This window comes from Pseudomonas sp. LBUM1671, from assembly GCF_059695685.1.
This window is the reverse complement of sequence record NZ_CP166782.1, coordinates 1,083,861-1,104,447: the sequence shown is the minus strand read 5'-3', so window position 1 is coordinate 1,104,447 and position 20,587 is coordinate 1,083,861. Positions and strand designations below refer to the sequence as shown.

General features: G+C 58.6%; 18 protein-coding genes. 8 read left to right on the top strand and 10 right to left on the bottom strand.

The features are described 5' to 3' along the window. The first annotated feature begins 254 nt into the window (after positions 1-254). Entirely contained in the window at positions 255-1,880 is a 1,626-nt protein-coding gene (locus ACA060_RS04865) for a S8 family peptidase (protein WP_497315747.1), read from the top strand. 101 nt (positions 1,881-1,981) lie between these two features. On the opposite strand, the gene ACA060_RS04860 is transcribed toward ACA060_RS04865, so the two are convergent. The 4 genes from ACA060_RS04860 to ACA060_RS04845 all read right to left on the bottom strand — a co-directional run bounded on the left by ACA060_RS04860 (position 1,982) and on the right by ACA060_RS04845 (position 6,143). Further along, a complete protein-coding gene (locus ACA060_RS04860; protein ID WP_007944823.1) occupies positions 1,982-2,746 on the bottom strand; it encodes an amino acid ABC transporter ATP-binding protein in 765 nt (254 codons plus the stop codon). Between the two features lie 10 nt (positions 2,747-2,756). Continuing rightward, positions 2,757-3,854, bottom strand: a complete 1,098-nt coding sequence (locus ACA060_RS04855; RefSeq protein ID WP_109628092.1) for an amino acid ABC transporter permease — start codon at positions 3,852-3,854, stop codon at positions 2,757-2,759. A 10-nt stretch (positions 3,855-3,864) separates the two neighbouring features. Continuing rightward, complete coding sequence (locus ACA060_RS04850; RefSeq protein ID WP_109628091.1) at positions 3,865-5,046, bottom strand: amino acid ABC transporter permease; 1,182 nt, start codon at positions 5,044-5,046, stop codon at positions 3,865-3,867. Positions 5,047-5,111: 65 nt separating this feature from the next. Further along, complete coding sequence (locus ACA060_RS04845; RefSeq protein WP_109628090.1) at positions 5,112-6,143, bottom strand: amino acid ABC transporter substrate-binding protein; 1,032 nt, start codon at positions 6,141-6,143, stop codon at positions 5,112-5,114. A gap of 469 nt (positions 6,144-6,612) precedes the next feature. Here ACA060_RS04845 and ACA060_RS04840 point away from each other — a divergent pair, with 469 nt between their 5' ends. From ACA060_RS04840 to ACA060_RS04820, 5 genes are all read left to right on the top strand, one after another. Continuing rightward, positions 6,613-7,269: an alpha/beta hydrolase gene (locus ACA060_RS04840; RefSeq protein WP_109628089.1), complete on the top strand. Its 657-nt coding sequence runs from the start codon at positions 6,613-6,615 to the stop codon at positions 7,267-7,269. A gap of 85 nt (positions 7,270-7,354) precedes the next feature. Continuing rightward, positions 7,355-8,842 (top strand): ATP-dependent RNA helicase RhlB, encoded by a 1,488-nt coding sequence (gene rhlB, locus ACA060_RS04835; protein WP_497315744.1) that lies wholly within the window; start codon positions 7,355-7,357, stop codon positions 8,840-8,842. Between the two features lie 127 nt (positions 8,843-8,969). Further along, positions 8,970-9,917, top strand: coding sequence for an ornithine cyclodeaminase family protein (locus ACA060_RS04830; RefSeq protein ID WP_497315743.1), 948 nt, complete (start codon positions 8,970-8,972; stop codon positions 9,915-9,917). A 145-nt stretch (positions 9,918-10,062) separates the two neighbouring features. Then, positions 10,063-11,190: an NAD(P)/FAD-dependent oxidoreductase gene (locus ACA060_RS04825; RefSeq protein WP_109628086.1), complete on the top strand. Its 1,128-nt coding sequence runs from the start codon at positions 10,063-10,065 to the stop codon at positions 11,188-11,190. A 90-nt stretch (positions 11,191-11,280) separates the two neighbouring features. After that, positions 11,281-11,922, top strand: a complete 642-nt coding sequence (locus ACA060_RS04820; RefSeq protein ID WP_109628085.1) for a helix-turn-helix transcriptional regulator — start codon at positions 11,281-11,283, stop codon at positions 11,920-11,922. A 105-nt stretch (positions 11,923-12,027) separates the two neighbouring features. On the opposite strand, the gene ACA060_RS04815 is transcribed toward ACA060_RS04820, so the two are convergent. The 6 genes from ACA060_RS04815 to ACA060_RS04790 all read right to left on the bottom strand — a co-directional run bounded on the left by ACA060_RS04815 (position 12,028) and on the right by ACA060_RS04790 (position 17,302). Next, positions 12,028-12,804: an ABC transporter substrate-binding protein gene (locus ACA060_RS04815; protein WP_109628084.1), complete on the bottom strand. Its 777-nt coding sequence runs from the start codon at positions 12,802-12,804 to the stop codon at positions 12,028-12,030. A gap of 306 nt (positions 12,805-13,110) precedes the next feature. Then, positions 13,111-13,563, bottom strand: a complete 453-nt coding sequence (gene moaE / locus ACA060_RS04810) for a molybdopterin synthase catalytic subunit MoaE (RefSeq protein ID WP_109628083.1) — start codon at positions 13,561-13,563, stop codon at positions 13,111-13,113. A 1-nt stretch (position 13,564) separates the two neighbouring features. Further along, entirely contained in the window at positions 13,565-13,807 is a 243-nt protein-coding gene (locus ACA060_RS04805; RefSeq protein ID WP_109628082.1) for a MoaD/ThiS family protein, read from the bottom strand. Continuing rightward, the gene (gene moaC, locus ACA060_RS04800; RefSeq protein WP_109628081.1) at positions 13,804-14,277 is read right to left on the bottom strand and encodes a cyclic pyranopterin monophosphate synthase MoaC; all 474 of its coding nucleotides are present in this window, start codon (positions 14,275-14,277) and stop codon (positions 13,804-13,806) included. The genes ACA060_RS04805 and moaC overlap by 4 nt, the downstream gene beginning before the upstream one ends. Positions 14,278-14,433: 156 nt before the next feature. Next, on the bottom strand, positions 14,434-15,828 hold the full coding sequence (locus ACA060_RS04795) for a PhoH family protein (RefSeq protein WP_109628080.1): 1,395 nt from the start codon (positions 15,826-15,828) through the stop codon (positions 14,434-14,436). Between the two features lie 349 nt (positions 15,829-16,177). Beyond that, on the bottom strand, positions 16,178-17,302 hold the full coding sequence (locus ACA060_RS04790) for a polysaccharide deacetylase family protein (RefSeq protein WP_497315739.1): 1,125 nt from the start codon (positions 17,300-17,302) through the stop codon (positions 16,178-16,180). Positions 17,303-17,568: 266 nt separating this feature from the next. Here ACA060_RS04790 and yaaA point away from each other — a divergent pair, with 266 nt between their 5' ends. Together yaaA and ACA060_RS04780 are read left to right on the top strand one after the other, a co-directional pair. Then, the gene (gene yaaA / locus ACA060_RS04785) at positions 17,569-18,348 is read left to right on the top strand and encodes a peroxide stress protein YaaA (RefSeq protein ID WP_497315737.1); all 780 of its coding nucleotides are present in this window, start codon (positions 17,569-17,571) and stop codon (positions 18,346-18,348) included. An 808-nt stretch (positions 18,349-19,156) separates the two neighbouring features. Then, positions 19,157-20,473, top strand: coding sequence for a nucleotide sugar dehydrogenase (locus ACA060_RS04780; protein WP_109628077.1), 1,317 nt, complete (start codon positions 19,157-19,159; stop codon positions 20,471-20,473). Positions 20,474-20,587: the final 114 nt, after the last annotated feature.

Below are 20,587 nucleotides of genomic sequence, written 5' to 3'. Positions count from 1 at the left end.
TCATAGGATGAATTTTCTGACATGTTAGTCAACATCGTGCGCCCCCACAAGTAACGGCGGATCAGGTGGAGCCTCGACACAGCGTGCAAGCATTTCCACAGGAAGAAGCGAAAAAGCTCTTCATTCGCGGAGCAATTTCCTACGCCTTCAACGAAATGAGCTGACAGCCACTGCAGCAACCTGTCGTCAGAATTTCGCAGATTGATGAGCGGGCGTTTCGCTCGGCACGTTGCACTAGAGGGAATGGAAACCGCATGGAAGAAGTCAACTTCGGCAAGAAGGGCAGCCCTTCTTTTTTTCTGACAAAAAGTCAGCAACTGCTCGCCGTGCGCGGCCGGGGGGGAAAGGATATCGGCGCAATAATGGGATGCGAAAAAGCCTGTCACGCACTGGCGGGCGGTCATCTGCTGCACCACATCGAGGACGCCGACGTGCAGGTTTTCGAACTGCCTAAAAATACGGATTTATCCAGACGCAAAGCGTTGTTGCGTGAATTGCCGGAGTTGCGCTTTGCCGGCAGTGTGCTGGTCGATCCTCACACTCAGGAGCCTGTTCTCTACACCGAAAACATCTTTTTGAAATTTATTGATCAACTCACCTCGACTCAGTGTCTCGTGATACTCGATGAGCTGGGGCTGACCATCAAACAGCAGGTCCCCTACGCGACCAATGCCTTTTTCGTTCATCACAGCCATTGCTGCGGGACCAAGGTGTGCTCATTCGCACTTGAGCTGCTCCAGCGCGAAGACATCGATTACTGTCATCCGGAAATATTGCGCCAGGGAAAACGCCGGGCGATCCACGACAATCAGTGGCACCTGAAAAAGACCACCGTGACCTATCAGGCGCACATCGATGCCAGCGCCAACGTTGAAGCGGCCCATGACCTGACTCAGGGTGAAGGTATTGTCATCGCGGTCATTGACGACGCCTTTGATATCGACCATCCCGAATTTGCCGGATGCGGCAAAGTCGTCGGGGCGCAAAACTTTGATCGCCGTAATGCCAAGCAAGGCCCACGGCCGAAAAACGCCCATGAACGTCACGGCACAGCCGCCGCCGGTGTCGCCTGCGCCAATGGCGACACCGGCGCCAGCGGCGTTGCCCCTCGGGCCAGCCTTATGCCGCTGAAGCTCACCAAACCTTTGGGCGCACGGGCAGAAGCCGACGCATTTTTCTGGGCCGCCGATAAGGGCGCCGATATCATTTCCTGTAGCTGGGGTCCTGCAGAAGGTCATTGGGCCGACCCCACCGACCCCCGGCACACCCAAGTGTTTCCACTGGCTGCAAGCACGCGACTGGCCATTGAGTATGCAGCGACCAAGGGTCGCAACGGAAAAGGCTGCGTCATTTTTTTTGGTGCCGGCAACGGGAATGAATGCGTGGATAACGATGGGTATTCCAGCCATCCCATGGTCATTGCCGTCGGTGCCTGCAATGACCAGAGCCGACGTAGCGCCTACAGCGATTACGGCAAAGCGCTCTGGTGCACCTTTCCGAGCGGAGACCAGCCGCACCCGGATCCAAAATTCAAACCCGCGACCTCGATCCCGCAAACCCGAGGCATTCGCACCACGGACCTGAGCGGGAAATTTGCAGATCCAGACAATGCGGCCTACACCGAATCGTTCAGTGGAACCTCCAGTGCCTGTCCAGGTGCAGCAGGCGTGGCAGCGCTGATATTGGGAGTCAATCAAGCACTTGATCGCGAAGCTGTTCGACAAATCCTCGCTGATTGTTGCGACAAGATCGGCCATGTCGACGATGGCCCGCTCGGTCAGTATGATCAGGCAGGTCATAGTCATTACTATGGATACGGGCGCCTCAATGCACTTCGAGCGGTACGTCTGGCGCTTGAGCGCAAGGACACATCGAGCTGAATCGGACCGAATTCTGAAACAGGACCTGTCCTGAGACCCTGAACTCCAGGCAAAAATAAACCCGGAACACTGTCCGGGTTTATTTCACTGCCAAGTACCAATCAATGCAGGATCTGGCTCAAGAACATCTTCGTCCGCTCATTCTGCGGGTTATCGAAGAAGTCGTTCGGCGCAGCCTGTTCGACGATTTCGCCTTTGTCCATGAAGATCACGCGGTTGGCCACGGTGCGGGCGAAGCCCATTTCGTGGGTCACGCAGAGCATGGTCATGCCGTCTTCGGCCAGGCCGATCATGGTGTCCAGAACCTCTTTCACCATCTCCGGGTCGAGTGCCGAAGTCGGTTCGTCGAACAGCATGATTTTCGGCTTCATGCACAGGGCGCGGGCAATCGCCACACGCTGTTGCTGGCCGCCGGACAGTTGCCCCGGGAATTTATGCGCCTGCTCCGGAATGCGTACGCGTTCCAGGTAATGCATGGCGATTTCTTCGGCCTGGCGCTTGGGCATCTTGCGCACCCACATCGGCGCCAGCGTGCAGTTCTGCAGGATGGTCAGGTGCGGGAACAGGTTGAAGTGCTGGAACACCATGCCGACTTCACGACGGACCGATTCGATCTGCTTGAGGTCGTTGGTCAATTCCACGCCATCGACCACGATGCGACCCTGCTGGTGTTCTTCCAGACGGTTGAGGCAACGAATGGTCGTCGACTTGCCGGAACCTGACGGGCCGCACAGGACGATTCGCTCGCCCTGCTTGACGTTCAGGTTGATGTCTTTCAGTACGTGGAACTGGCCGTACCACTTGTTCACGCCCTGCATCTGAATAATGCCTTCAGGGCTCACAGGCTTTTTGATTGCTTCGCTCATTACAGAACTCCTAACGCTTGTGGCCAGTGTCGAGCTTGCGTTCCAGATGCATGGAATAGCGCGACATACCGAAACAGAAAATCCAGAACACCAGGGCCGCGAACACATAGCCTTCGGTGGCCATGCCCAACCATTTCGGGTCGGCGGCGGCTTGCTTGACGCTGTTGAGCAGGTCGAACAGGCCGATGATGATCACCAGGCTGGTGTCCTTGAACAGCGCAATGAAGGTGTTGACGATGCCCGGGATCACCAGCTTCAGGGCTTGCGGCAGAATCACCAGGCCCATGCTGCGCCAGTAACCGAGGCCCATCGCTGCAGCCGCTTCGTACTGACCTTTGGGAATCGCTTGCAGACCGCCACGCACCACTTCGGCCACGTAGGCCGACTGGAACAGGATCACGCCGATCAGCGCCCGCAGCAGTTTGTCGAAGTTCATGCCTTCGGGCAGGAACAACGGCAGCATCACCGAGGACATGAACAGCACGGTGATCAACGGCACGCCGCGCCAGAATTCGATGAAGGTCACGCAGACCACTCGAATCGCCGGCATGTTCGAACGACGGCCCAGCGCCAGCACGATCCCCAGCGGCAACGCACCGGCAATACCGACGGTGGCGATCACCAGGGTCAGCATCAGGCCGCCCCATTGGCTGGTCGCCACCTGGGTCAGGCCGAAAACGCCGCCATGCAACAGGCACCAGGCAATGATCGGGTACAGCACCAGAAAGCTCAGCCCGTACACCGCTTTACGCGGGAAGCGCGAGATGAACAACGGTGCCACGCCGATGACCGCCAGCCACACGGTCAGGTCCACGCGCCAGCGCAGTTCCGGCGGGTAGTAGCCGTACATGAACTGGCCGAAACGCTGCTGGATGAACACCCAGCAGGCGCCCTCCTTGGTGCAGTCGGCCTGGGAGGTGCCGACCCAGTTGGCGTCCAGGATCGCCCACTGCAGGATTGGCGGGACCACCAGGTAAATCAGATAGAACGCGAACAGGGTCAGCAGGGTGTTGAGCCAGCTGGAGAACATGTTCGCGCGCATCCACGCCACCACACCGATGCTGCTGCTCGGTGGTGGCATGTCGGGTTTGAAAGTATGAGTACTCATGCGCTTTTCCTTACCGCTCGATCAGCGCAATGCGCTTGTTGTACCAGTTCATCAGCAGGGAGATGCTGATACTGATCGCCAGGTACACGCTCATGGTGATGGCAATCACCTCGATCGCCTGCCCGGTCTGGTTCAGCACCGTACCGGCAAACAACGACACCATTTCCGGATAACCGATACCGGCCGCCAGCGAGGAGTTCTTCGCCAGGTTCAGGTATTGGCTGGTCAGCGGCGGAATGATCACGCGCAGGGCTTGCGGGATGATCACCTTGCGCAGGGTCGGACCGTTGCGCAGGCCCAACGAGTGCGCCGCTTCGGTCTGGCCGTGGCTGACCGACTTGATGCCCGAACGCACGATCTCGGCGATGAACGCCGCGGTGTACACGGTCAGGGCCAGGGTCAGTGCCAGCAGTTCCGGGATCAGCACCCAGCCACCAACGAAGTTGAAGCCTTGCAGCTTGGGCATTTCCCAGTGCACCGGCGTGCCGAAGATCAGTGCGCACAGTGCCGGGATCACCAGGAACAGCGCCAGGCCAACCCAGAATTTATGGAAAGGTACGCCAGTCGCTTCGAAGCGCTTGTTCGCCCAGCGGCTCATCAGCACGATGGCGACAATGGCCACGACGATGCTGACCACGAAGGGCCAGAAACCATCCGCGGTCAACGCGGCCGGCATGTTCAGGCCGCGGCTGCTAACGAAGAAGGTGTCGCCGAAGTTATGGCTGTTGCGTGGCCCTGGCATGGTCAGGAACACCGCGAAGTACCAGAACAGGATTTGCAGCAGCGGCGGAATGTTGCGGAAGACTTCCACATAAACAGTCGCCAGCTTGGCAATGATCCAGTTCTTCGACAGGCGTGAAACGCCGACGATGAAACCGAGGAGCGTCGCCAGGATGACCCCGATGAAGGTCACCAGCAGCGTATTGAGCAGGCCGATGACAAACACTCGGGCATAGCTGTCCGATTCGGTGTAGTCGATCAGGGTTTGAGCGATGCCGAAACCGGCACTGCGCTCCAGAAAGCTGAAGCCGGAAGTAATGCCCCGGTGTTGCAAGTTGGTCTGGGTGTTATCGAACAGATACCAGCCCATGGAGACCACCGCCACAATGGTGATGATCTGAAATAGCCACGCACGCACTTTGGGATCGCTGAGGCTGAGCCTCTGCTTTGGTGCGCCGATTGAATTTTGCATGAAGTGCCCCGGATGTAATGGAACAGAACATCACCCGGTGGTTGGCCCACCGGGTGATAGAACCATCAGCGCACTGGTGGTGCGTATTGAATGCCGCCAGCGTTCCACAAGGCGTTCAGCCCGCGGTCGATTTCCAGCGGAGTGCCTTTGCCGAGGTTTTTCTCGAACACTTCGCCATAGTTACCCACTTGCTTGACGATCTGGACGACCCAGTCCTTCTTCACTTTCAAGTCTTTGCCGTATTCGCCGTCGGTACCCAGCAGACGTGCGACGTCCGGATTCTTGGTGGCCTTGGCTTCGGCTTCGACGTTCTTCGAAGTGACACCAGCCTCTTCAGCGTTGAGCATGGCGTAGCCTACCCAGCGAACAATGGCCAGCCACTCGTCGTCGCCGTTACGCACGACCGGGCCCAGCGGTTCCTTGGAAATGGTTTCCGGCAGAACCACGTAGTCCTTCGGCGAAGCCAGCTTGCTGCGCTGAGCGAACAGTTGGGACTTGTCGGAGGTCAGTACGTCGCAACGACCGGATTCCAGCGACTTGGCGCTTTCATCGGAGGTGTCGAAGGTGATCGGGGTGTATTTCAGACCGTTGCCGCGGAAGTAGTCGGAAACGTTCAGCTCAGTGGTGGTACCGGCCTGGATGCAGATGGTCGCACCGTCGAGCTCTTTGGCACTCTTGACGCCCAGCTTGCTATTTACCAGGAAGCCAATGCCGTCGTAGTAGGTGATGAAGCCCGGGAACTTCAGGCCCATGCCCGCGTCACGGGAGCTGGTCATGGTGGTGTTGCGCGACAGAATGTCAATTTCGCCAGACTGCAGCGCGGTGAAGCGCTCTTTGGCGTTCAGCTGGCTGAATTTGACTTTGGTCGCGTCGCCGAATACGGCAGCAGCCACAGCGCGGCAGTAGTCAGCATCGATACCCACGATCTTGCCGGTGGAGTCCGGAACCGAGAAGCCCGGCAGACCGTCACTTACACCGCACTGTACGAAACCTTTCTTCTGCACTGCATCCAGGGTTGCACCCGCCTGAGCGAACCCGCTGACACCGAGTACTGCGGCTGCAGTCACGATAGCCAGGGTGGATTTCAACATCTTCATTCAAACCTCCAGTTTTGCTCTTGTTGTGTCGGAGCTTGAGTCCTGTCGCACCCTTATGAGGCGTAGTCGACCCGTGTTGGCTTTTTTTGGGGTCAACCGACGTAGGACCTGCGCTATGAGTCTAGTAGGAGAAAACCCACATCATGGATTACTCACTTCTCACCAATCGGCCGAACGGGCGGTAGCCCTTTCACGTTCGCGAAGCCCGTAGCGGCCATTGGCGAACATCCATCACCGGATTCTTTTGCTATCCCACCTACCACCATGGCCTGATAGTGTTACCGACAGGCGTGGGATTTTCAGTACAGGCTTTCCCATAGCAAAGCCCGTACCAGACCGCTCGCCGAAGCCGTTCGGCGACAGGTCAATAGCAAAACTTGTAGCCTTGCGACATCTTCTTAACGGATCAACCAGACGCGCACTCATCTCTCGCACTCATTGAGAGCGCACGCACAACATTGGAGCAGCCATGACCGAGCCCTTGATTCTTCAACCCGTAAAGCCCGCAGACGCCTGCGTGATATGGCTGCACGGCCTGGGCGCCGACCGCTACGACTTCCTGCCAGTGGCCGAAGCCCTGCAGGAAAGCCTGCTGACCACCCGCTTCGTTCTCCCGCAGGCACCGACCCGCGCCGTGACCATCAACGGCGGCTACGAGATGCCGAGCTGGTACGACATATTGGCCATGAGCCCGGCGCGCGCGATCAGCCGTGAGCAGCTGGAAGCGTCGGCGCAGAGAGTCTTCGACTTGATCGAAGAGCAGCGCGCCAGCGGAATAGACGCCTCGCGGATTTTTCTGGCAGGTTTTTCCCAAGGCGGCGCTGTCGTCTTGCACACCGCTTTCCTGAAATGGCAGGGGCCGTTGGGTGGCGTACTTGCCCTCTCCACTTATGCACCGACCTTCAGCAATGAACTGGAGCTTTCCGCCAGCCAGCAGCGCATTCCCGTACTGTCTTTGCACGGCCAGTACGATGACGTGGTTCAAAACGCCATGGGTCGCACCGCTTACGAGTTTTTGAAGCAGCATGGTGTCACCGTGACATGGCAGGAATACCCAATGGGCCACGAAGTGTTACCCGAGGAAATTCGCGACATCGGCGTCTGGCTGGCCGAGCGTTTGCGCTAAAAGCTACCCATTGATCCATCCCACTACGCCGCGCCCGATTCTTGCATTACACTGGCCGGCGTATATTCCTTAACCAATTGATGAGATGACCGTGCTCAAAGCACTCAAGAAAATGTTCGGTAAAAGCGAGACTGAGCAGCTCGCGCCAGTTGCCAGCGCTCCGTCTCACATCCCCAGCCACCGCACCGACGGTAATCAGCCTGGCCGGACCGCAACCGTAGCGGCACCGAAACACGAGCCAGTGACCACACCGGCCGCCCAACCTGTCGATATTTCTGCCTCCGAGCCACCGCGCAACGAAACGCCGAAACCGGCAAAACCGCGCCGCGAACCAAAACCCAAAGCGCCAGTCATCCCCTGGAAACTCGAAGACTTCGCCGTCGAACCCCAGGAAGGCAAAACCCGTTTCCACGATTTCAAACTCGCTCCGGAACTGATGCACGCCATCCAGGACCTGGGCTTCCCGTATTGCACGCCGATCCAGGCGCAAGTGCTGGGCTTCACCCTCGCCGGCAAAGACGCCATCGGTCGCGCCCAGACCGGCACCGGCAAAACCGCTGCGTTCCTGATCTCGATCATCACCCAGCTGCTGGAAACACCGCCACCCAAGGAACGCTACATGGGTGAACCCCGGGCGCTGATCATCGCGCCGACCCGCGAACTGGTGGTGCAGATCGCCAAGGACGCCGCCGACCTGACCAAGTACACCGGCCTCAACGTCATGACGTTTGTCGGCGGCATGGATTTCGACAAGCAGCTCAAGCACCTCGAAGCCCGTCACTGCGACATTCTCGTGGCCACTCCGGGTCGCCTGCTCGACTTCAACCAGCGCGGCGACGTGCATCTGGACATGGTCGAAGTCATGGTGCTGGACGAAGCCGACCGAATGCTCGACATGGGTTTCATCCCGCAAGTGCGTCAGATCATTCGCCAGACGCCACCGAAGAACGAGCGTCAGACGCTGCTGTTCTCCGCGACCTTCACCGAAGACGTGATGAACCTGGCCAAGCAATGGACCACCGACCCGTCGATCGTCGAGATCGAATCACAGAACGTGGCCAGCGAAAACGTCGAGCAACACATCTACGCCGTTGCCGGTGCCGATAAATACAAACTGCTCTACAACCTGGTCAACGACAACGGTTGGGAGCGGGTGATGGTGTTTGCCAACCGCAAGGATGAAGTGCGGCGCATCGAAGAACGCCTGGTGCGTGACGGCGTCAACGCCGCGCAACTGTCCGGCGACGTGCCGCAGCACAAGCGCATCAAGACCCTGGAAGGTTTCCGCGAAGGCAAGATTCGCGTGCTGGTCGCCACCGACGTGGCCGGTCGTGGCATCCACATCGACGGCATCAGCCACGTGATCAACTTCACCCTGCCGGAAGTCCCGGACGATTACGTGCACCGCATCGGTCGTACCGGTCGTGCTGGCGCCGATGGCGTGTCCATCAGTTTTGCCGGTGAAGACGACTCCTACCAGCTACCGTCTATCGAGGCGTTGCTGGGTCGGAAAATCAGCTGTGAAACGCCGCCGACGCATCTACTGCGGGCGGTTGAGCGCAAGCGCCCGTAACCCGGGCCCTTGCTGAAAGAGGCGCAGCCGGAAACGGACTGCGCTTTTTTTTCGTCCCGATATTGCTCGACACAACTAAAAGTCCATAATGGACAAATTAGTTTAATTGCAGCGCTCGGAGCCGACCATGTCCAGTACGCCTTACGTGATCACCCAACCCCAGGCCCGCGAGCTGCTGGCGCAGATCGACGTGCCACAGATCCTGCGCAAGCTGTTCCGCGACCTGGCCGAGGGGCAAGCGGTGCAACCGGCCCAACAGCTGGTGGAATTCCCCCAGGGCGCTGGCGATTTCATCAACTACCTGGGCGTGCTGGCTGAAGACGGCGTGTACGGGGTCAAGACATCGCCTTACATCGTGCGCGAGCAAGGTCCACTGGTGACCGCCTGGACGTTGTTGATGTCGATGCAAACCGGCCAGCCGTTGCTGCTTTGCGATGCCGGCGAACTGACTACCGCTCGCACGGCCGCGACCACTGCCGTCGCCGTCGATGCCCTCGCCCCGTTACAGGCGCAACGCCTGGCGATCATCGGCAGCGGCAAGGTGGCACAGACACACCTGCATTACGTGAAAGGTCTTCGTGACTGGCAGAGCATCAGCCTCTACTCGCCGAGCCTGAGCGATAAGAATCCTGAAACGCTGGCACAGCTCAAAAGCCTCGATTCGCGCCTGACCATCGCCGACAGTCGCGAAGCGGCGATCCGGGACGCTGACGTGATCATGCTTTGCACCTCGTCCGCCGGCCCGGTGATCGATCCCTCCAGCTTGAGCAAACCGGCGCTGATCACCTCGATCAGCACCAACGCCCCTCGCGCCCACGAAGTGCCACCGCAGAGCCTCAACGACATGCAGGTGTTCTGCGACTATCGTCAGACCACGCCGGGCTCGGCGGGTGAAATGCTGATTGCGGGGGAACAACATGGCTGGGACAAGAACGCCATCGTTGGCGACCTGCCCGATCTGCTCAGCGAAAAAGTCCAACGCCCCGGCTATGACCGCCATGTGTTCTTCCGCTCCATCGGCCTGGGCCTGGAAGACATCGCGCTGGCCAATGCCATCTACCGCTTGCAGCCCTGACACCTAAATCCTGTGGGAGCGGGCTTGCTCGCGAATGCGGTCTGACATTCACCAATGAGTGGACTGACACACCGCTTTCGCGAGCAAGCCCGCTCCCACAATGGATCTCTACAATTTCGGTATTTGCGCTCGACAGGAGACGTTCATGAGCCAGGCAGACTTCATCATCATCGGCGGCGGGATTGCCGGCGCTTCCACCGGTTTCTGGCTGTCGCAGCACGCTCGGGTGATTGTGCTCGAACGCGAGTCCCATCCGGCTTATCACTCCACCGGACGCTCCGCTGCGCTGTATACCGCCGCTTACGGCACACCGCAGGTGCGGGCACTGACCCAGGCCAGCCGCGATTTCTTCGACGCGCCGCCAGCCGGTTTCTGCGAACACCCGCTGCTGACCCCACGCGGCGAGATGACCGTGGACTTCACCGGCGACCCGGCCGAGCTGAACAATCAATACATGAGCGCCAAGGCCACGGTGTCGGAGATGCAACTGCTGAGCGCCGACGAAGCCTGCGCACGCCTGCCAATCCTGCGCCGGGAAAAAGTCCACGGCGCGATCTACGATCCGACCGCCAGCGACATCGACACCGATGCCCTGCACCAGGGTTACCTGCGCGGCATCCGACGCAATAAAAGCGAAGTGCATACCGACTGCGAAGTACTGGGCCTTAACCGTGACACCGAAGGCCTGTGGCAGGTCCAAACCAGCGGTCAGACCTTCAGCGCACCGGTCATCATCAACGCGGCAGGCGCATGGGCCGACAAGATCGGCGAGCTGGCCGGCGCCAAGCCGCTGGGCCTGCAACCCAAGCGGCGTGCGGCGTTCATTTTCGCCGGCCCCGAGGGCGTGGACATCCACCATTGGCCGATGCTGGTCAGCCTCGACGAATCGTTCTACATGAAACCCGATGCCGGGATGTTCCTCGGCTCGCCGGCCAATGCCGACCCGGTGGAACCACACGACGTGCAGCCTGAAGAGCTGGACATCGCCATGGGCATCTACCAGATAGAAGAAGCCACCACCCTGACCATCCGCCGCCCGACCCGCACCTGGGCCGGCCTGCGCAGCTTCGTCAGCGATGGCGATTTGATCAGTGGCTTCGATCAGCAAGTGCCGGGGCTGTTTTGGGTCGCGGCACAGGGCGGTTACGGCATCCAGACTTCACCCGCCATGGGCCAGGCCAGCGCTGCGCTGGTACGCGGTGAAGCCTTGCCGGATCAGCTCAGCCGTTTCGGCCTGGACGCCGAGATGCTCTCCCCTGCTCGCCTGGGCTGATTGTCGCCCTCAGGTGACGTGTCGACACGATTGCGGCAAACTTCCAGCGCCCTTTTTGCAGGGCGCTGACGCTGCCTGGAGTTCCACTGTATGAACGCACCTGAAAAAGACCCGGCTGTGGATAACACCTCTCTGGACAACTACCGTGCGATCGCCGACGCCATCGCAACGCTGTTCTTCCCCCACGCCGAAGTGGTGCTGCATGACCTGCGCACGCAGAAGGTCGATTACATCGCCAACAACCTGTCCAAGCGGGAGATCGGTGACGACTCGGCGCTGGAGGACATGCTCAGCGACGATGTCAGCGAACGGAACATCGGGCCGTACGAAAAGCTGAATTGGGATGGCCAGAAGATTCGCAGCCTGAGCAGCGTCTTGCGCGACAGCGAAGGTCATCCGCTGGCGGTGCTGTGCATCAACCTGAATATTTCGCTGTTTGAGAACGCGAAAGCGGCGCTGGATCTGTTCCTGTCGCCGAGCAAGCTGATCCCGCAGCCGGATTCACTGTTTCGTGATGACTGGCAGGAGCGGATCAATACCTTTCTGCACGCCTGGCTGCGCGAACGTCAGCTGAGCCTGAACGTGTTGACGCGCGACCACAAACGCGAGCTGGTGCTGGCGTTGCACGCCGAGGGGGCCTTCAAGGGGAAGAGTGCTTCGAACTACGTGGCCAATGTGCTGAACATGGGGCGGGCGACGGTTTACAAGCATTTGAAGGAATTGAAGGGTTAAGTCCTGAGAGGTGTGTTGTTTAATCGGGCCCCTTCGCGAGCAAGCCCGCTCCCACAGGAGAAACGCATTCCAATGCGGGAGTGAGCCTGCTCGCGATGCGGTTGATCAGTCGCCGTAGATGTCAGACTTGAAATACTTCTCGGAAATCTTCTGGTACTCGCCACTCGCGCGAATGCCATCAATGGCCGTGTTCAGCTTGGCAACCAACTCACTGTTGCCTTTGCGCACCGCAATCCCGGCGCCCTCGCCCACGTACTTCGGATCTTTCAACTCCGGCCCGACAAACGCGTAGCCCTTGCCACGCGGCATCGCCAGGAAGTCACTCAGCGGAATGGTGTCGGCAAAAATGGCGTCGAGGCGACCGGCTGCCAGATCCATGTAGATTTCTTCGTTGTTGCCGTAGCGCTTGACGTTGATGCCCTTCGGCTCAAACACCTCGGTGGCGTAACGGTCGGTGGTGGTGGCGCGCTGCACACCGACGGTCTTACCCTTGAGGCTGGCGTACTGGTCATCCACAGCCGCGCCTTCCTTCATCACCAGGCGTGATGAGGTGAAGTAGTACTTGTGAGTGAAGTCGACCGACTTCTTGCGGTCTTCGTTGATGGTCATGGACGACAGCGCCATGTCGATTTTCTTCACTTTCAGGGAAGGAATCAGACCGTCGAATTCGCCTTCGACCCACACACACTTGACCTTCATCTGCGCGCACAGGGCATTGCCGATGTCGTAGTCGAAACCGACGATCTCGCCTTTTTCGGTCTTGGAGGCGAACGGTGGATAAGCGGCTTCGATGCCGATGCGCAGGGTGTTGTCAGCGGCGAACAGAGAGCTGCACGCCAACAGGCTGAGCGCCAGACCGGTAATGAGGGGGAATTTCTTCATGTTCGTTCTCTCGCGGGTTGTTGTTGGTTTGGCAAGACAGAAGACAAAGCTGGAACAGGGGAACGCCTTTTTTGTACTTATAATTCCATACTGGACTTTAATGTATAGGTCGTCAATCGGGCAAAATGAAGATGTGCCGGCCAGTGGTCGGGCGGTGGGTCATTGGGATTTTTGGTGTTGCTGATGGCCTCTTCGCGGGCAAGCCACGCTCCCACAGTTTTTACGTTGTTCACATAATCTGTTCACGACACAAAACCTGTGGGAGCGGGCTTGCCCGCGAAGGCGTACTTGTAGACGCCGCAGGAATCACTGCTTCCAGCGATCCGCCGCCGCATGATCGCTGTCACGCCCTTCGACCCAACGCGGCCCGTCAGTGGTGTTTTCTTTCTTCCAGAACGGCGCACGCGTTTTCAGGTAGTCCATGACAAAGGCGCAGGCGTCGAAAGCCGCCTGGCGGTGGGCACTCGCAGCGCCGACGAAGACGATCGGTTCGCCCGGTTCCAGGGCGCCGATCCGGTGCAGCACTTCAAGCTTCAACAGCGGCCAGCGCTGCTCAGCCTCGAGGGCGATTTTGCCAAGAGCCTTTTCGGTCATGCCCGGATAGTGCTCGAGAAACATCCCGGCCACATCGAGCCCGTCATTGAAGTCGCGCACGTAACCGACAAAACTCACCACCGCGCCAACACCGACATTGGCGGCGTGCATGGCATTGACTTCAGCACCCGGATCGAACGCCGTGGACTGCACGCGAATCGCCATGTCAGCCCCCGGTCACGGTCGGAAAGAACGCCACTTCATCACCGTCAGTCACCGGCTCGTCGAGTTGGCAAAGGTCCTCGTTGCGCGCGCACATCAGGTTCTGCTCGCTCAACACGTCGGCACCGTCACGTTGAGCCAGCAGCGCACGCACATCGTCGACGGTGGCGAAATCACCTTCAACCTTGACCGAGTCAACGCCGAGGGCTTCGCGGTAGCGGGCAAAAAACTTCACGGTGAGGTTCATGGTTGATCTGCCTGAAAATGGCCGCTCTTGCCGCCGAGTTTTTCCAGCAGCCGCACGCTTTCGATGGTCATGCCACGGTCCACGGCCTTGCACATGTCGTAGATAGTCAGCGCGGCGACACTGGCGGCCGTCAACGCTTCCATCTCGACGCCAGTCTGCCCGGACAGCTTGCAACGCGCGACGATGCGCACGGTGTCATCGCCTTCGGCACTGAGCTCGACCTTGACGCCGGTGAGCATCAGCGGATGGCACAGGGGAATCAGATCGCTGGTCTTCTTCGCCGCCTGAATGCCGGCAATGCGCGCCACGGCGAACACGTCACCTTTAGGGTGACCGCCACTGACGATCATCTGCAGGGTTTCGGGCTGCATGCGCACCAGCGCTTGGGCGGTCGCTTCACGGAACGTCACGGCTTTTTCGGTGACGTCGACCATGTTGGCGCGACCTTGGGAATCGAGATGAGTCAGCACGGGGTTACTCCTGATCAGGAGCGTCGATTGTAAACCTGCGGGTCAATTTTCCGCACGCAAGATTATCCGATCACCACAAGCCCGCTCCCACAGGGGTTTTGTGTCGGGCATAAAAAAACCGGGCGGCTTTGGGGCCGCCCGGTACTGGTGACGTGGTTACAAATGCGATTCGGCGTATTCGGCCAGAATCGAACGTGGCACCCCTTGCAGGGTGATGTGTACGCCGTTGGGGAAATCCTTGAAGCGTTCGGTCAAGTACGTCAGCCCGGAGCTGGTCGCGGACAGGTAAGGAGTGTCGATCTGCGCCAGGTTGCCCAGGCACACCACTTTGGAACCGGCGCCGGCACGGGTGATGATGGTTTTCATCTGGTGCGGGGTCAGGTTCTGGCATTCATCGATCAGGATCAGGCTCTGCTGGAAGCTGCGGCCTCGAATGTAGTTGAGGGATTTGAACTGCAACGGCACTTTGCTGAGGATGTAATCGACGCTGCCATGGGTGTTTTCGTCATCCATGTGCAAGGCTTCGAGGTTGTCGGTGATGGCGCCCAGCCAAGGCTCCATTTTTTCCGCTTCGGTGCCGGGCAGGAAACCGATTTCCTGGTCCAGGCCCTGCACGCTGCGCGTCGCGATGATCCGGCGGTAGCGTTTGCTGACCATGGTCTGCTCGATCGCCGCCGCCAGGGCCAGGATGGTTTTACCCGAGCCGGCGGCCCCGGTCAGGTTAACCAGGTGGATATCCGGATCGAGCAAGGCATACAGCGCCAGGCTTTGATAGATGTCACGCGGTTTCAGGCCCCAGGCTTCCTGGTGCAACAGGGGTTCCTGATGCAGGTCGAGAATCAGCAGGCGGTCCTCCTCGATCTCCTTGATCCAGCCGACAAAACCCTGTTCGTCGATGATGAACTCATTGATATGCACAGCCGGCAGGTTGTCGATCAGCTGCACCTGATGCCAGGTGCGACCGTGATCCTGACGGGTTTCGACATTCTTCACGCGATCCCAGAAGGAGCCGTCCATGTTGTGATAACCATTGGGCAGCAGCGATACGTCGTCAACCAGTTGGTCGGTGCTGTAGTCCTCGGCCGCGATCCCGCACGCCCGGGCCTTGAGGCGCATGTTGATGTCTTTGGTGACCAGCACCACGGGCAGTTTCGGCTCGCGCGCGTGCAGGTCAATCAACTGGTTGATGATGATGTTGTCGTTCAGGTGTTCGGGAAGAATGATGTTCGGTTCGGCACGCTTGCTCATCAGAATTGACAGCAAACCTTTGGGCCCGCTCTTGCCGCGCTGGATCGGTACACCGAGCTCGACGTCTTCTGGGCTGGCGTCGCCCAACGTCTTGTCGATCAGGCGAATCGCCTGACGGCATTCCGCAGCCACGCTGTGATGCCCGCTCTTGAGCTTATCCAGCTCCTCAAGCACGGTCATCGGGATGGCAACGTGGTGTTCTTCGAAGTTAAGAAGGGCGTTTGGATCGTGAATCAATACGTTGGTATCGAGTACATAAAGGATTGGCTGGTTGGAGGAAGAACTACGTCCGTGATCATCCATACTCGGTCACCTTTGTGGGAGCCATTCGACGCAATACCTTGGCGGTGCTGCGCCTCGAAGTGACTACCGAATTTCACCTGCTGGGACTCAAGTGAACTGCATCCATAGTTGGGTCTTGGAAGACGCCACCTGTGGTGCAGGTTTCGGCGGTCTGTCTTCGTAATACTCCAAAACCCATGACAGAAAAAAGTACTTTGACGCTTTTTTGAAGTTTATTTTTCAGAGTGACCAATAGCACTAGGCGGATGGCCATCACCCCGTTAAAGTCGGAAGTCCGCCTGCATCGAATTCTGCACAAAAATCACCCCGCTGCGCCCTCATACCCAATGATTCCGGGCTTTTTACGGTTTCAGCGAAACGCGTCCTGACAGTCCTCCCAACCGATCCCGCTTTGCGCCGTTTGCGTGATGAGCCAAGGCATCGCCGTTTTCACTGCATCCTGCTTCACATTGAAGTTAATCACCCCGTGTCGCCACAGCAGCATCAACGTCAACACGCGTTGCGCACTCGGGTTGCCCTTGAGTTTGCCGGCGCCGTCCTGGGCATCGATGTCCCACAGCGCCACCTGCAAACCCTGAGCCTTGAAGAAGCCTTCGGCGTCCGAACGACGCTGGCCATCGGGCGGACGAAACAGCGGCACGTAGTTCTCCGGCAGTTTGCTTTTGACCAGCTCGACGCTGCGGCGCACCGAGTCCTGCCAGTCTTGCCAGTGGCTGTGGGAACGAAACTCCCAGCCTTGCACGCCGATGCACTGCGCTGAGTACGTCGCTTGCAGACTGGCCACCGAGCGCTCGGCCAGACGCGCCTGGATGTCTTTGCCCAGCACGAAGAACGTACCGCTCATGTTCGACTTGCGCAGGTACTCCGTGACCCAGCCGGTGTTGTCCGGCATGACATTGGCGGCGCTGTCGAAGGTCAGCAAAAACAGCCGGTCATGCATCTCGTCGCCGTTGCGCTCATAGTCGCCAAAACGATCGACTTCGCTGCTGCTCTGGGGGGACAGTGCCGCCTTGCGCAGTTGCTCGTCCAGATACTGGGCGTGGAACAACCGGCTCGGCTCCGACCACTTGATGTAGTAGCTGTCGTCGCTGACCTGAAACTTGGCCGCTTGCTGGCGCAGGGTGTCCATGTCCTCGACGAGGAAACAGAAGGAAGCATCCTGATCGCAGCTCTGCTGGGCAAAGTTGTAGTTGGTGAGCAGGCGCTGCCACAGGCGTTGGCGCAGGTTGTTGACGGCCTCCAGATTGATTTTCCGCAGGCCCAGGCGTTGGGCCAGGGCCGGTTCATCCAGCGATTCGCTGGCCAGCAACACCCGCGCGAACATGAGGATTTCGGCGCGTGATGCGACGTCGAACAGCGTCGGGCTGCTGAGCTGTTCCGGCCAGGTGCTGCGATCAAGCGTCGCCACGTCGCCAGGCGCCGCCATGGCACCGAAGCTCAAGAGCCACGCCGAAAATAGAAAAACGATACGCAAAGGGATGTCTCCATAACAAAACCCGCGCGGCACTATAGCTGATCCAGCCCACATTCCCGCAGCAGCACCGAACTCTGTGGGAGCGGGCTTGCTCGCGAATGCGGTGTGTCAGTCGGCATCATCGGTAACTGACACACCGCATTCGCGAGCAAGCCCGCTCCCACAAGGTTTACATCAAGCCACCGATCATCACCTATGGACTTGATAGCTGGAGTCAACCGGCCCAACCCCCTAGAATCGCGCCCACGATTAAAGGAGACGACTTCATGCTGATGGTGATTTCCCCCGCCAAGACCCTCGACTACGAAACACCGCCGGCGACCCAGCGCTTTACCCAGCCGCAGTACCTCGACCATTCCCAAGAGTTGATCATGCAGTTGCGCGACCTGACGCCAGCGCAGATCAGCGAGTTGATGCACGTCTCCGACAAGATCGGCGGCCTCAACGCCGCACGTTTCGGCAGCTGGACGCCCGCGTTCACCCCGGAAAACGCCAAGCAGGCGCTGCTCGCCTTCAAGGGCGACGTGTACACCGGACTCGACGCGCAAACCTTCAGCGAAGCCGATTTCGATTACGCGCAACAACACTTGCGCATGCTTTCAGGCCTGTACGGTCTGTTGCGCCCGCTGGACCTGATGCAACCGTATCGTCTGGAGATGGGCACCAAACTGGCAAATGCCCGTGGCAAGGATCTGTATGCGTTCTGGGGCACGCGGATCAGCGAATGGCTGAACGAAGCCCTGGCCGATCAGGGCGACGACGTATTGCTGAACCTGGCCTCCAACGAATACTTCTCGGCGGTCAAACGCAGTGCCTTGAACGCACGCATCATTAATACCGACTTCAAGGACTTGAAGAACGGTCAATACAAGATCATCAGTTTCTACGCGAAAAAAGCGCGGGGAATGATGAGCCGTTTCGTCATTGAAGAGCGCGTCAACGACCCGGCAGACCTCAAAAAATTTGACGTTCAAGGCTATCGCTACAGTGCCGAGCAGTCTAAACCGGACCATCTGGTATTCCTGCGCGATCACGCGCCCGAGTAAGCTCCCGGTTGGTGCACGACAGCAGAAAAGCGTCGTGCGCCACCGCCTGATCGTCCAACAATCCCCCGCCTTATTCGCCGACTTATTGGCGCCATAAATCCATCACCCGATTTTCTAACTTTAGTTTCACTCGACTTTGATGATTTTTTTCAGTAGTGGCACTGAAAATTTTTCTCGGTAGTGGCACAAAACTATCGGGGTCGATAATAAGCCTATATATAAAGGGCCAAACGGTAAGTGCTATCAGTTTGAGAGCAGTGCCATCTTTCTCAATATTTCAAGAAATTTCAGAATTCGCGATGGGCGGACAGGAACTATGTCCAAATGCGTAGCTCATACCACCGGTAACGATTTTCTCAATGTATGTACGAGATAACTTACGCAGAGAAGAGCGCCACGTAGCGAAGTTGTCACATTAACTTCCGCAGACTGGGCCTCTGATTTGGGCAACACATAAAGGACAGGAGATACGCTTATTAATATCCCCTTCAAGGCCAAGGCTGCGCCCCTATAAACGTGCTCATCTGAGCACCCAACCGCTTGATTTACGGGCTTCTGGCCTGGCATTGAGCGCGCAAGACCTTTGCTCACGGTCCTCTGATTAGAAGATCGGCTGCATAACAGGGCACATCAGAATAATAAGGCCTAGTTGCGCACCCCTTGAGTGCACTTATTTAGACACTCGGAACTTTGTATGCCTGCACGCGGCACTGTGGCGCCTGTAAGCCGCACTTCCGAGTGCACTATACCGCTGAACACCATTAACTCCGGCCATGTAATGGCTTGATAAAACACAGAGGTAATTGCGATGCGCATCAGCATATTTGGTTTGGGTTACGTCGGCGCAGTATGTGCCGGTTGCCTGTCTGCACGGGGCCATGACGTCGTAGGCGTCGATGTTGCCAAAGACAAAATCGATATGATCAACGCCGGCAAATCGCCGATCGTTGAACCGGGTCTGGGCGAACTTCTGAAGAAGGGCATCGAGACGGGCAAATTGCGCGGCACGACCAACTTCGCCGAGGCGATTCGTGACACCGACCTGTCGATGATCTGCGTCGGTACGCCGAGCAAGAAGAACGGCGACCTGGAACTGAACTACATCGAAGCCGTGTGCCGCGAGATCGGTTTTGTCCTGCGTGACAAGACCACCCGCCACACCATCGTGGTTCGCAGCACCGTTTTGCCAGGCACGGTCGCAAACGTTGTCATCCCGATCCTCGAAGACTGCTCCGGCAAGAAAGCCGGCGTTGATTTCGGCGTTGCAGTGAACCCTGAGTTCCTGCGCGAAAGCACCGCGATCGCCGACTACGACCTGCCGCCAATGACCGTCATCGGCGAGTTCGACAAGGCCTCGGGCGACGTTCTGCAATCGCTGTACGAAGAGCTCGACGCACCGATCATCCGCAAGGACATCGCCGTTGCCGAAATGATCAAGTACACCTGTAACGTGTGGCACGCCACCAAGGTGACCTTCGCCAACGAGATCGGCAACATCGCCAAGGCGTGCGGTGTCGACGGTCGCGAAGTGATGGAAGTGGTCTGCCAGGACAAGACACTGAACCTGTCCCAGTACTACATGCGCCCAGGCTTCGCGTTCGGCGGCTCTTGCCTGCCCAAAGACGTGCGCGCCCTGACCTACCGCGCCGGTGCCCTGGACGTGGAATCGCCTTTGCTGAACTCGCTGATGCGCAGTAACGAATCGCAGGTGCAGAACGCCTTCGACATCGTTTCCAGCCACGACAAACGCAAAGTCGCCCTGTTGGGCCTGAGCTTCAAGGCCGGCACCGATGACCTGCGCGAAAGCCCGCTGGTGGATCTGGCGGAAATGCTGATCGGCAAGGGTTACGACCTGAGCATCTACGACAGCAACGTCGAATACGCCCGTGTCCACGGCGCGAACAAGGATTACATCGAGTCGAAGATCCCTCACGTCTCGTCCTTGCTTAACGCTGACTTCGACGACGTGATCGCCAACTCCGACGTGATCATCCTCGGCAACCGTGACGAGAAATTCCGCGCCCTGGCGCAGAACGCTCCGCACGGCAAGCAAGTCGTCGACCTGGTCGGCTTCATGTCTAAAGCCACCAGCGTCAGTGGCCGTACCGAAGGCATCTGCTGGTAACAAGCGGTATCGGGAGGGTTTGCGGTGCTCACAAAGCCCGCAACCCTCCTGGCTTTTTCGCCTGCCTTAACCCCATCGGGCCACCCCACAGGCTCGCCCGAGATAGAGACGGAT